The 13,380-nt window shown below is 65.5% G+C and carries 7 protein-coding genes; 1 reads left to right on the top strand and 6 read right to left on the bottom strand.

Annotated features, from left to right (window positions below; genetic code table 11):
* Positions 1-6: 6 nt before the first annotated feature.
* Entirely contained in the window at positions 7-6,324 is a 6,318-nt protein-coding gene (locus ACQPYR_RS09965) for a type I polyketide synthase (protein WP_433630304.1), read from the bottom strand.
* A gap of 284 nt (positions 6,325-6,608) precedes the next feature.
* Between ACQPYR_RS09965 and ACQPYR_RS09960 the strand changes: the two genes are divergently transcribed.
* Positions 6,609-7,148, top strand: a complete 540-nt coding sequence (locus ACQPYR_RS09960; protein ID WP_433630302.1) for an ester cyclase — start codon at positions 6,609-6,611, stop codon at positions 7,146-7,148.
* Here the strand turns inward: ACQPYR_RS09960 and ACQPYR_RS09955 are convergent, their stop codons facing one another.
* From ACQPYR_RS09955 to ACQPYR_RS09935, 5 genes are all read right to left on the bottom strand, one after another.
* Entirely contained in the window at positions 7,149-7,856 is a 708-nt protein-coding gene (locus ACQPYR_RS09955; protein ID WP_433630299.1) for a TetR/AcrR family transcriptional regulator, read from the bottom strand. It abuts the gene before it with no gap.
* A gap of 27 nt (positions 7,857-7,883) precedes the next feature.
* Complete coding sequence (locus tag ACQPYR_RS09950; RefSeq protein ID WP_433635081.1) at positions 7,884-9,518, bottom strand: MFS transporter; 1,635 nt, start codon at positions 9,516-9,518, stop codon at positions 7,884-7,886.
* A 216-nt stretch (positions 9,519-9,734) separates the two neighbouring features.
* Positions 9,735-10,085, bottom strand: coding sequence for an HPF/RaiA family ribosome-associated protein (locus ACQPYR_RS09945; RefSeq protein WP_433630296.1), 351 nt, complete (start codon positions 10,083-10,085; stop codon positions 9,735-9,737).
* A gap of 120 nt (positions 10,086-10,205) precedes the next feature.
* Entirely contained in the window at positions 10,206-11,474 is a 1,269-nt protein-coding gene (locus ACQPYR_RS09940; protein ID WP_433635080.1) for an MFS transporter, read from the bottom strand.
* A 243-nt stretch (positions 11,475-11,717) separates the two neighbouring features.
* Positions 11,718-13,172: a nitrilase-related carbon-nitrogen hydrolase gene (locus tag ACQPYR_RS09935; RefSeq protein WP_433630294.1), complete on the bottom strand. Its 1,455-nt coding sequence runs from the start codon at positions 13,170-13,172 to the stop codon at positions 11,718-11,720.
* Positions 13,173-13,380 lie beyond the last annotated feature (208 nt).

The following is a 13,380-nucleotide window of genomic DNA, read 5'->3' as shown; positions in this document are numbered from 1 at the left end:
TAGTCCTCACGCTGCTGTCGTTTCGGTACTTGCTTCTTCGTGCGCGATCTGAGCGGCGATCTTCACGCCGAGGCCCGCCAGCGAGAGTCCGGCCCCGATCGAGAGGACCGACATCTTGACGCCGAGGCTTTTCACGACGCGTGCACCGAATTCCATGGCCATCAACGAATCCAGCCCCAATTCCAGGGTCGGAGTCGCCAGATCGACGGTGTCCGCGTCGACGCCGAGGACGACCGCGAGTTGCTCGGCGAGCAGGCAAGCGACCACCTCGCCGCGGAATTCCGGCTCCAGCGCCAGGATTTCGGCGCGCAGTGCGCTCGTGCCCGCCGCGCCGCCGCCCGCGGCGGTGACCAGTTCGACGAACCGCGGCGCGCGCGCCGACGAGCGGTGCGCGAGTGCCCATTGCGCCCAGTCGATGTCGAGCAGGGCGAGCTGGGTCACGTCGAAACGCAGACATTCCCGCAGCAGCAGGGTCGCGAAATCCATATCCAGCGAGCCGTATCCGGTCATCTCGGCGTAGCGCGATACCGCCCGGGAGTCGGCCATACCGCCGTCACCGCGCATGAATCCCCAGTCCACCGACAGTGCGGGCCTGCCTTGTGCGCGCCGGGCCCAGGCGAGTGCGTCGAGTGCGGAATTGGCTGACGCATAACCCAATTGGGGCGAAAGCCCGGCGATACCGCTCGCCGAGGAGTACAGCACGAACAGGTCGAGCTCCACGCCCGCGGCGGTGGTGGCCCGATCGAGATTGGTTGCGCCGATCACCTTCGGATCGAAGATCTCCCGCAGCGATTCGGCGGTGACCTCCGGAATCTCGGTGTTGTTGACCACGCCCGCGGCATGGATGACACCGCGCAGCGGTGCACCGCCGGCCTGGATGCGCGCGACGAGATCGGCGACCGCGTCGTAGTCTGCGACATCGACGCGTTCCTCGCGCACGTCGACACCCTCGTTCGCGAACCGCGCCAACTGTTCTCGCGCCGCATCGGTGGACGCGCCACCGCGACCGACGAGCACCAGGTGACGCACGCCGGCACGCACCAGCTGACGTGCGGTGGCCAGTCCGAAGGCCCCGAAGCCGCCGGTAACCAGATAGCTTGCGGCGGGGTCGAATTCGAATTCGCCCGGGATGTGACGTACCGCCGGATGTTCTTCGCGCAGATCGAGCACCACCCGGCCGATCTGGGCGGAGCGCGCCACCGTTTCGAATGCCGCGGTCAGCTGGTCGAGTGCGAACGGCGTGTTCGGCAATGCGGTGTACTCGCCGTGGAACATCGCGTCCACCACGCGCCGGGCCGCCCGGCGCACCTGCGCGGGACGCCGAGCCAGGATGCGGTCGATATCGACGGCGAAGAATGCCAGATTCCGGTCGAAGGGGCGCAGGTCGATGGTGCCCGAGCCGTAGATGTCGGCCTTGCCGATATCCACGATGCGGCCGAATTCGCCTGCGACCCGGAAGTTCTGCTGCAGGATCTCGCCCGGCGCGGAACTGTAGACGACATCGACGCCCGCACCGTCGGTCAGGCGCAGCACCTCGTCGACGAAGCCGATCGACCGGGAACCGAGCACCTCGTGCGCGCCGAGCGCCCGCACCCGGGCGCGCCGCTCCTCGGTACCGGCGGTGGCTATCACCCGCGCCCCCATCCGCAGCGCGACTTGAACCGCGGCCATGCCCATACCGCCCGCCGCGCCGTGGATCAGCACCGTTTCGCCCGGCTGCACCCGAGCCAGTTCGCCGAGCCCGATTTCGGCGGTGAAAAGCGGCATTACCGAGGTGCAGTGCAGCGGATCGAAGGTGCCTGGCGGGAAGATATCCATCCGAGTGGTCGCGCCGGTGTCCGGCCGGATCGTCACATAGCGCTGCACGATTCCCGGTGCCACGACCGAAATCTCGTCTCCCGGTGCGATATCGGAGATATTGCTGCCGACCCGTGTCACGACGCCATAGCCGTCCATGCCGATCTCGGTGCCGAAGAATGTTCCGTCCAACTCCTTTTCGGTGAGCACACCCAGCACCTTGAGGGTGTCCTTGTAGTTCAGGCCGACCGCCTGCATCCGAATCTCGACCTCGTCGGGTGCCGGCGCGACCCGATCACAGGTGCGCAGTGCGAGTTCCGGCAGCAGTCGCGAACGTGGGATATCGAGCCGGAAGGACTGTTCGGGGTCGGTGAGCGGCCGTGGCACATCCCATCCGGCCAGCCGGTCGGTGAGCGTCTGTCGCCAACGGATCGTCCAGCGCGCGCCCGCACGCAGCGCCACCTCGTCGATGGTGGTGTCGGTGTAGATCTGCTCGAGGATGTCGGCCGCCGCCGAGGCGGGTTCGGTATCCACCAGTCGCCACTGTCCGGACGGAAGTTCGTTGAGCAGTTCGCGACGCGCTCCGGTCAATACCGAATGCTCGAGCCGGGCGAACCGGTCGATCGGCAGGCACAACGCATGTTCGGTGACCACGACGGCGTGCACCACGAGGGGCAGCTCGTCGGACAACAGCGCCTTGATCGCCTGGGCTACCTGTGCGAGCCCGTACACATTGCCCATGCCGTCGAGTTCGGACCCGGCGACGACAACGAGCCGCAGGCGCTCGACCTCGGGCCGGGAATGCGCGGTACGCAGCAGGTCGAGCAACTGTTCGTGGTCGGCCGCCGAGGCATGCTCGCCGACCGTCACCACTTCGGCCCGGATCCGCGCATTGGCGATTTCCTTGGCGCGCTGGGAGATTTCCGCGCCGAGGTTGACGACGAGCAGGAACTCCTCCGCACCGGGCAGGTCTTGCATCGCCGGTTCCGCGGAGTCGGTCACGATCTCCCACACCGGCTCGTAGAACAGCCCGTCGAGCTGTTCGGTGAGCGCCGGCTGCGGTGTGAGAGCGCGGAACTGCACTCCTGACATCGTCACTGCGACCTCGCCGCTCACGGACGCGATGCGGATATCGGCGCGCAGCGGATTACCGGGTACACGGGTGAGGACCACGACCGGATCGACCGGAATCGGACCGGTCCAACGGATCCCGGAAATCGCGGCGGGCACGACCACCTCGGTGTCGGTTCCGGAATTCGGCTGTGCCGCAGACGTTCGCGCATACAGCGCGGCAAAGCACTGTAGCGCTGAATCGACTATCGCCGGATGGGCGAGATGCCCCTGCCCGATCGTTGCAGACGAATCGAGGTGTGCGACAACGTTATCCGGTCCGACCCAGACCTGACTCAGCAGCCGGAAGGCCGGTCCGTAGCGGAGTCCGTGCTCGGCCATGCTCTGGTAGAGCTCCTCGACCGCTACCTCCACCGAATTCCGTGGCGGCGCGATGGCGACGGTGGTGGCATCGGCGTCCGCCTCGATGAGACGGCCGTGCGCGTTGAGCGTCCATCCCCCGCCACCCGCGGGCCGGGACTGGATGGTGAACCGGCGGGTGCTCTCCTCCACGCCGATCCGCACGACCGGCACATCGTGCTCGTCGATGACCAGCGGGCTGATGAATTCGATGGATTCGAGCCCGAACGAATCCCGGCCGGTGCGTAGTGCGATGGCGCTCAGGGCGGCGTCCAGGTAGGCCGCTCCCGGCAGCACCACGGCACCGGCCACGACGTGATCGCGCAGCCACGGCAGGTTCGAAACCGACAGTTGGACTTCCCATTCCGTGGCCACCGAGCCAGTGCGATCGCCGAGCATGGCGTATCCGTTCGGGGTGCCGATCCGATCCAGCTCCGTTTCCGGCTCCTGGGTCCACACGAACCGGCGCTGCCACGGGTAGTGCGGTAGGTCGACGTGCCCGGCACCCGGATCGATCGCGCTCGGCAGGCGGTCACCGTCCAAAGACCCAGCCCGATACAACTCACCGATCGCGGTCAGTATGTTCTCGCTGTCATCGCCGCCACGCGTCAGCGTGCTGATCGCGGCACCGGTAATGCCCTGCTGCACCAGGATTTCCCGAATACTGCCGCTCAGCACCGGGTGCGGACCGACTTCCAAGAAAACCCGATGTCCGGCATCGAGCAGCTCGCCGATCGCGTCCGCGAACCGGACCCGATCGCGGACGTTGCGTGCCCAGTACTCCGCACCCCAATCCTGTTGGGTCGCCTGCGTACCAGTGACGGTCGAGTAGGCGGGAACGGTGGCATCCCCCGGTGCGAGCGTCGCCAGTGCGGTGCGCAGATCGTCGAGGATCGGGTCAATCAGATGGCTGTGGTACGGGACTTCGACACGTAGCGCCTTGGCGAAAACCCCATCGGCGGTGAGACGTTCCCCGAGGTACGCCAGCACCTGACTGTCCCCGGCCAAGGTGACCGCCGACGGACTGTTCACGGCGGCGATACACACGCCGTCGAGGTCGGTCAGCAGTTCGCGCGCCTCCACCTCGGTCAGCCCGACCGCCAGCATGCCGCCGGTCCCCGCCGTGGTGGCTTGCAGGCGGGACCGGTGGTAACTGACCGTGACCGCCTCGGTCAACGACAGCGCACCGGACACATAGGCCGCCGTCACCTCGCCGACGCTGTGTCCCACCGTGACGGCGGGACGAATGCCGAAATCGGCGAGTTCCGCTGTCAGCGCCGCCTGGAGCAGGAAGTTGGCCGGTTGCGCGATTTCGGTGCGCGCCATCCGTGAGTCCGCCTCGTCGCGGCCCATCTCCTCGAGGATCGACCAGCCCGCGAGTTCGGCGAATTCCCTATCGATTTCGCGCGCCAGTTCGGCTGCCGGGCCTTCGCCCGCGAGCAGGCCGCGGCCCATGGCCCACCACTGCGGCCCCATACCGCTGAAGACGAATACCGGATCGGTGTGGCCTTCGGCGATGGCACGGGCGGGCGGTTGACCACCGCCAGCGGCGAATTCGGCTAGCTGGGCACGCAATTCGCCGGAATCGCCGTAGCGGAAAGCGGTTCGCAACGGGTGATGCGCGCGGCGCACCCATGCTGCCTCGGTCAGGTTGTCGAGCGATTCGGTGTCGGCCGCCGCCAACAGCCCTGCGGCGAGTGTGCGCAGCGCCGGTTCGCTGCGCGCCGACAGCGGCAGGATCGGCAGACGCATTACCTCTGTGTCGGAACGGGTTTCGACGGTGGTCGGCGCAGGGCCGATGAGCGCATGCGCGTTGGTGCCGCCGTAGCCGAAGCTGTTGACCGCCACCATTGGCCGGACCAGCGGTTCGGCCGCCATCGGCACTCGCAGCCGCAGTTCGTCGAACGCGATCTCGGGATTGAGCTGATCCAGCCGGGCCTGCGGCGCGATCGTTCGATGGTGAATGGTCAACGCCGCCTTGATGACTCCGGCGACACCCGCCGCCGCCTCGGTGTGACCGATATTGTTCTTGACCGACCCGACCGGCAGCGGCTCGGTCCGGCCGTCGATCGCGCCGTACACCCTGCCGAGGGCCGTCATCTCCGCCGGATCGCCGACCGGTGTCCCGGTGCCGTGCGCCTCGACGTAGCCGATCTCATGCGGTGCGATGCCCGCGCTGGTGTGCACGCGCCGGGCAAGTTCTTCCTGTGCAACGGGATTCGGGACCGGAATGGCCAAGGTGCGGCCGTCCTGATTCACACCGCTGCCGCGGACCACCGCATAGATGCGGTCACCGTCGCGTACCGCGGCCTCGAGCGGCTTGAGGATCACCACACCCGCACCCTCGCCGCGGCCGTAGCCGTCGGCCGAGGCGTCGAACGATTTGCAGCGACCGTCCACGGACAGGAATCGACCCTTGCACATGGAGATGAAGGTTTCCGGCTGCAGCATGGCATTGGCACCGCCGACGATGGCGGAGCCGCATTCGCCGAGCGCCAGTGATCGGACGGCCTGATGCAATGCCACCAGCGACGACGAGCAGGCGGTGTCGATGGTCATGGTCGGGCCGTGCAGGTCGAGCAGGAAGGCGATGCGCGCCGAGAGCAGGGTGTGCGACGAGCTGGTCGGCGTGTGGCTGTTGATCGCGGAGCGGACCACGTTGCGGCCCACCGCATTGTCGTTCATGAAACCGCCGACGAAGACGCCGATATCGCGCCCCGCGACCCGTCCGGCCATTCCGCTATCGTCGAGCGCCTCCCACGCGACTTCGAGCAGCAACCGCTGCTGCGGGTCCATGATCGAGGCCTCGCGCTGGGAGATGCCGAAGAAGTCGGCGTCGAACTCCCACAATGACTGGGTCAGGAATCCGCCACTGCGGGTGTACATCCGGCCGGGCGCGTCCGGATCCGGATCGTAGAATTTGTCGAGGCTCCAGCGATCCGGCGGTACCTCGACGATGCCGTCGCCCCTGCGGATCAGGAAATCCCAAAAGGCTCCCGGCCCGTCGATTCCACCCGGAAATCGACAGCCGATACCGACGATTGCCGCATCGGTCATTGCGCAGTCCTCGATTTCTACCCTGAGCATTGAACGGTAGGCAGCATACTTTCGATATTCGATCGGCAGCGCAAAATGGCTGAAACCTGTTGCAACAAGCGCGGATCGGGTCCACATAGTGAAATTACAATGTTATCGGACACGCCATGACATCGTTATCGCATCGACTGACAGTGTTATAGGTCGGAGCACCGCACAGCGACATCGAAGAATAACAATGTCATGGGTTCGAATAACAATGTAATTCGAACCCATGACATTGTTATCCAAGTACGGTGTCGGCCATGAAATCTGGTGAATTCGCGCTCGACCCGGCCGCCGAGCCCATCGAGGACCCCGACTGGCTGCGCGGGTTCGTCGAGCGCTACATCGCCGGGTGGAACACCGGCGACGGCGACGCGGTAGCGGCCTGCGTCACCGAGGACACCCGCTGGCTGGATCCGTCCGAGGGTGAGCTGATCATCGGCCGCGCCGGGGTAGCGAAGTTCGTGCACGACACCAAGCGGGCATTCCCAGATGTCAACTACACCACCGTCTTCGATCCGGTCGTCACCTCGGACGCGCTGGCGGCGATCGTGCCGTGGCGGATGACGGGCACTCACCTCGGCATGATCGATCCGCCCGGATTCGCAGGCACCAATAAGAAATTCGACCTGTTCGTGGTCGACGTCTGGCAGTTCCGCTCCGGGCTCATCTGGCGCAGCAAGGCCACCTGGGATCTGAACGAACTACTGCTGCAACTCGAATTGCTGCCCAAGCGCAACGGTTTCGCCGAACGAGCCATGGCCCGCGCCCAGCGCCTCGCCGTCAAACTCCGTGGCTGATCACATGTGCGGGCCGGTCAGCGTGGCGACCTGCTCGAGGGCACGCGCCACCGACCGCTCGATCGTCGCGCGTTCGGCACCCATGCCGATCAGGATGTTGACGATCGAGGGCAACAGCACCTCCGACACGCCTTGGTCGCCGTACAGGCCGGCCATATCCAACTGGATGAACCCGTACAGCCCGGTCCAGAACTGCGCAGCGGCCGAGCGCTCGTTCGTGCCGTGCAACAGATTCGCCTCCAGCGCCCGCCGGGTCGCGCGCACCACGAAATCGAAGCTCTCCGCGAAGTTCTCGAAGTCGGAATCGCTGCCATCGGCCAGCACATTGCCGCGGTGCACCTTCACCTCGGCCTTCGGCGACTCGGTGGCGAACATCAGCCGGAACAGTTCGGGCTTGCGCACCGCTTCATCCCGAAAGATGAAGCCGAGCACCAGGATTTCGGCGATCGGATCGTCGCTGACCTCGCATTCGTCCAGGCGCGCGACCAATTGCGCGAAACCTTCCGAGCCGACCGCCTGGATCAAGCCCGGCATACCGCTGAAGTTGGAATAGATCGCCATGGTCGAGACCCCGCATATCCGCGCCACGCGACGCACGGTCAACGAGGCGAGTCCTTCCGTCGAGATGAGTTGAACTGTGGCCGCTATCAGGCGATCGCGCATCGAGCCGGTTAGTGCGGGCTCCAACGCAGTTGCAGTGTCGATCATTACCTCACCTAGCAGTGCTCGTCCTTGCTATGCCGCCGCGACGCCCAGCTCCTCGGCGGTGATCTCTTCCAATGGCTTGCGGCGGGTTTCGACGATGAACCCGACCGCCACCACCGCCGCGATCGCGATCGGCGCCGCGCTGATCAGCGCGGTCACGGTGATCGATGGCGTGGCCACGGCGAGCACGACCAGCGCGATGACCAGCACACCGCCCGCCTTGGTCATGGCCGCCGCGACCCCGCTGCCGCGGGACCTGATCCGGGTCGGGTAGACCTCCGCGCCATAGGCGACGATGACCGCGACCACCGAGCTGGAACCCCAGATCGGCACCACGAGAAGGGCATACAGCAGCGTGGTGTTGTCGGCGACGTGGTCACCGAGGATTACGAAACCGCCGAGGGCGACGGCGAGCAGCGTGCTGAGCGTGATCAGCGTCCACTTGGTCGAGCGGTGGTAGCAGTAGGCGACCAGGAAGTTCAGCGGGAAACCGATCAGCGCGGAGTCACGCAGGATCTTGTCGGCGGTGACGCCGGTGAATCCGAGGCTGCGCAGATTCGTCGGCAGCCACAGCTGGAAGCCGTAGGTGACCAGTCCGACCCCGAGTCCCAAAAGCGCCAGCACGATGGTCATTCCGGCGAAGGGACGGCGCAGCAGCTGATCGAACCCGCCCTCGAGATCATCCTCGGCCGCGGCTTGTGGCTGCGCGACCTCGACGACCTCGGCGTTGTATGCGCGCAGCACCTCTTCGGCCTCGCGGTGCCTGCCGATGGCCATCAGGAACCGCGGCGACTCCGGAATCCACCGGACCAGCAGCACCAGCAGTAGTCCGGTGGGCAAGCCGATCAGCCACATGCTGCGCCAGCCGTAGGTCTCGCCGATCGTCGAGGACAGCCAGCTGGTGATGACGTAGGCACCCGCGATGTCGCCGCCGATCAGCACCAGCAGCCAACCGCGATGGCGCGCCGGGATGGTCTCCGAGAGCAGCGTGAAGGCGATCGGCAGCATCCCGCCCGCGCTCAGGCCCATGATGAAGCACATCGCGACATTCAGCTCGAAGCTCGGCATGGCACCGCAGATCGCGGTTCCCACAAAGAAGATTCCGGCCAGCAGGATCGCCGCCTTGCGGCCGATGCGGTCACCGAGCCAACCCCACAGGAACGACCCGAGCACCGTCCCGGTGATACCGGACAGCGGCAGCAGCGCCACCGGCAGCGCGTCCAGATGCGGGCTCGCCGGGGTGCGCAGGTGGTATTCGGCGCCGACGCCCGGAACGACGAAGGCCAGGGTCGTCGGCTTCATCACGTCGATGGTGATCGCGGCGGCCATGATCAGCAGCAGCACCACGTGCACGCGATTGATCGGCGCGTCGTCGAGTGCCCGCACCCGCAGCCCGGCCACCGTGTCGTGCACCGCGCGCTGCGGGAACAGACCGTAAGTGGTGACGCCCAAACCGATCACGATCAGGATCATCCCCGTGATCATGGCGCCGTCCATGGGCATGCCCGCCAACCGATAGCCCATGTCGCCGGCCATGAGATACATCGGAAGGTGCAGGCCGGTGCCGAGCACCGTCAAGACCAGACCGAACCAAAAAGCTCCCGTACGCCGACGGTTGACCGGACCCTCCGATCGAGGCGCGATATCGACGGCATTCACATGCATCACCGGACCCTCATCAGCCCCCACACACCAGTTACCGATCGGTATTACACACGAGTTCCGTGCCGGTGTGGGCTTTTTAATCTGTTCGGTACCAACAAGTTCGGGACGCGGCGGACTTATCTATGAGAATGGTTACGACCGTAGGCGGCTGGGTAACCTGCTGCGCCGATATCGTATGCCGATTCCCACTGGCGGGAATATGGTCGAAGTTGTCTATTATTCGACGTTCATGTGCCTGATGGATTCGCCACCTTTTGTCTGATGGAGGCGGCCGAAGCGACTGTCGAGGAGGTTCGCCATGGCGTCGGCGGCGCCGGTATAAGCCTCTTCGACCGTGGCCGCGCGGTGGGTTACAGCGACCGGAGGCTGACCGGATATCCGGGCCTCCAGCACGCACTGTTTATCGTCCGGACCGCCTTTATCGGCGTTCAGATCGGTCAGATGAACTTCCAGTCGGGTGAGCTGCTCACCGAAGCGGTCGAGCGTCGAGGAGAGCGTCGATTCCACGCGCTCGGCCAGCGATGCGCCGCCGTGGATATTGCTGCCGGTGTTGACCTGAATCTGCACGAGCGTCTCCAATCCGATAGGTGTCTGCCCACGGTTACCGACTCGCGGAACGCGAACTCAGCAATCCGTCGGCAATGCCGACACTACTCGCACGGGTATGCGCTCAGCAGAATCCCAGGTTCAGACCGTCTGTGCCGCGATCGGTGGCGTCACTTGCTGCGCATCGGGAACGACTGTGCCGCGCAACGAGGTTCCCGCGGTCTCGCGCAGGAACGACCAGGCGACGAGTCCGATCAGGCTGGCGCCCACCATATACGCGGCCGGGAACAGCGACCAGCCGGTCGATTCGATCGCGGCCTCGTTGACCAGCGGTGCGGTGCCGCCGAACGCGGCGGTGGAGATGTTGTAGCCGAGGGCGAAGCCCGCATAGCGCACATGCGTCGGGAAGATCGCCGGGAAGGTCGAGCTGATCGTCGCCAACTGGGGGACGTACAGCAGACCGAGCACGATGAATCCGGTTATGGCCCAACCGGTTCCCTGCCCCATCAGCCAATACATGGGCAGCGCGAGTATCGCGAGTCCGACCAACGAGACCAGCCAGAGCGGTCGGCGGCCCACCCGGTCGGACAACCGGCCGAAAAACGGCAGCACGATCATCATCACCAACTGGCCGATCAGCATCATCGCGGTGGTGGTCGATTCGCCGACGCCGATGGTGTTCTGCAGGTATGTCGGTTGATATGTGAGCAGGGTGTAGTTCACCACGTTCAGGGCGACCACCAGGCCGATCAGCGTCAAGGTCTCGCGGCGGTAGGTGGTCAGCACCTGCCACACGCCGCCCGGCGGGTGCGGTTGATCGGCCACCTCGGTGAACACGGGCGACTCGTTCAGATGCGAGCGCAGATACCAGCCGATCAGGCCGAGCGGCACCGCGAACAGGAACGGCACGCGCCATCCCCAGTCGTGCATCGCATCCGAACCGAAGATGAGCTGACACAGCAGCACGACCGCCGAGCCGCCGACGAAGCCGCCGAGGGTGCCGAATTCCAGGAAGCTGCCGAGGAATCCGCGCTTGCGGTCGTTGGCGCATTCGGCCAGATATGTTGCGGCACCGCCATATTCGCCGCCGGTCGAGAAGCCTTGCACCACGCGTAGGGCGATGAGCAGAACCGGTGCGAACCAACCGATCTGGGCATGGGTCGGGATCAGGCCGATGCATCCGGTAGCAGCTGCCATCAACAGGATTGTGGTGGCCAGCACCACTTTTCGGCCGAGTCGGTCGCCGAGCGGTCCCCAGACCATGCCGCCGAGCGGGCGCAGCAGGAAGGAGATGGCGAAGCCGAGCATGGTGCCGAGGGTGCCGAGTTCACCCGGGAAGAATGCGTCGGTGAGGTAGGTGGCGGTCGCGGCGTAGACACCGTAGTCGAACCATTCGGTGGCATTGCCCATCGCGGATGCGGCGACCGATCGGCGTAGGGTTTTCTTCTCCGATTCGCGATCCGTCACCTGCGCCTCCTCACCAGCCCAGGTCACGGGCCTCGATTCGTTCGACCGGCCCGATCCGGTTTTTCCGAGTGCAGGCACGGAATTAACCGGTACCCAGGTTCCAAACTGGGCAAACAAGCGGCGGGTCCGCCGACCCGGTGATGGGACCGCCGCCACCTGCGAGATCTCAGGCAAATGTGAGCATGGTCACACTTGCGCCCTCGAGCGACGAATGCTGTTCGTTATCGGCCGTCGCTGGAGGCGCGATCGCCGCCCGAACGAGGCCATGGCTGACGCCGTGAACGCAGCCACGGACAGCCATGCGAACCAGTCGCCGAATCGCGCGTAGACCGTCTTATCCGAGTCCAGCGGGATCGTGGCGAGCACCGATCGGGTCAGCGTGACATCGGTCCGCGCCGACGCCAGGATATGGCCGCGCGAATCGCTGGCCACGAGTTCGCCGAGCTGGGGTGCGCGCGCGATGCCGACACCGGATTCGATGCCGCGCATGACGGCCATACGGCTGTGCAACCAGCGATCGTTGGTGAAGTCCAGGGCGGGGACAAGCAGCAATGTCGCTCCACGATTCCGGTTCTCGCGCACCAGATCCGGACCATCCAGGTCGAAACAGACTGCCAGCGCCCAAGGTTCGCCTGGAATACGCTGCCAGCCGGAACCCGGCTCGAGGTCGTCCTCCAGACCCGGGATCAAGCGGTGTTTGGCGTATTCGACGCCCGACGGGTAGGCGATGGCGGCGTTGACACTGATTCCGCCGGTGGTTCTCACGAGTCCGGCGACAACATGGATACCGCGCCGCGTGGCGACCTCGGTGAGCGGAGCGGATAGCACGCTCAACGTCGATTCATCTGCGGCCCAGGCTTTTTCGGGAAGTACCACAACTTGCGCGCCCTGATCTGCGAGCCGATCGATCTCGCTCACCACACGCGCGACCATATCGCGACCGTCCGCCGAGCTTGCCGGAACGTATTCCGGCGGTTGGGAAACCGCGAGTAGACCGACGCGCACGGTATCCCGCTCCGGTGCATCGGCCAGGCGCCACCAGCCGTATGCGCCGACCGCAACCAGTAGCAGTGCGGCGGCACTTGTCAACCGAAGCCGTTGCGCACCAGTAACTTCGGGCCCAGTCAGGACAGCAACCGTTGCGGGCACCAGCATGATGAGGAAGGTGATTCCCCACGGACCGGTCAGCGCCGCTGTCTGCATCAGTGGTAGCAGTTCGAACTGGGTGTAAGCGATGCTCCACCAGGCACCGAACTGCCCGGCGAGCGATACCAGGAATTCGAATGTGACCCAACCAGTCGGCAGCGCGAGCACCGCCAGACCCGCACGGCCACGCACCAACATCGCACGCGTCATCACCACCAACCCGCCGAATACAGCGGCGGTTCCGCCTAGCAGCAGCACCGTGACGAGGACAGGTTGCTCGATCGTGTCGATGAAGTACGGCCAATACCGCAATCCGCTCCCACACCATGCCAGGAATCCGGCGAAGAAGGCTGTGGTCGCACCGACGCGCGGAGCTACCAGCAGCACCGGCAGCGGTGCGAGAAAAACCAAGCCCGGCAACGGATGTAGGCCTGTGCCGAGGTACCACAGCAGTGCCGACACCACGATGGCTGCCAGGACCGAGTAACGCTTCATCGAGAACTCCACATTCGATCGGATGTCTCCGATATTTCCGGCCCACGCCCTCCCTCCACATCGCCGAAACGAGCGAACCCCACCTCGCTCCTGCGGAGGGGCCGAGAACCCGCCCCGGCGACGGCCATTTCGATGGCGGCTGCCGCACGCGCGGCACTTCATTCAGGAACACGCACCGGACGCGATCGCGGCGGCGATCGCGAAGCGG

Origin of the sequence: Nocardia sp. CA-120079 (assembly GCF_050955745.1) — a bacterium.
GTDB lineage: Bacteria > Actinomycetota > Actinomycetes > Mycobacteriales > Mycobacteriaceae > Nocardia.
Note: the sequence above shows the minus strand (reverse complement) of the source record. Positions and strands in the feature narration are given on the sequence as shown.

Coding starts and splice junctions, on each gene's coding strand:
- ACQPYR_RS09965 (WP_433630304.1), bottom strand. CDS start 6,324: ATGACCGATGCGGCAATCGTCGGTATCGGCTGTCGATTTCCGGGTGGA.
- ACQPYR_RS09960 (WP_433630302.1), top strand. CDS start 6,609: ATGAAATCTGGTGAATTCGCGCTCGACCCGGCCGCCGAGCCCATCGAG.
- ACQPYR_RS09955 (WP_433630299.1), bottom strand. CDS start 7,856: ATGATCGACACTGCAACTGCGTTGGAGCCCGCACTAACCGGCTCGATG.
- ACQPYR_RS09950 (WP_433635081.1), bottom strand. CDS start 9,518: ATGCATGTGAATGCCGTCGATATCGCGCCTCGATCGGAGGGTCCGGTC.
- ACQPYR_RS09940 (WP_433635080.1), bottom strand. CDS start 11,474: ATGGGCAATGCCACCGAATGGTTCGACTACGGTGTCTACGCCGCGACC.
- ACQPYR_RS09935 (WP_433630294.1), bottom strand. CDS start 13,172: ATGAAGCGTTACTCGGTCCTGGCAGCCATCGTGGTGTCGGCACTGCTG.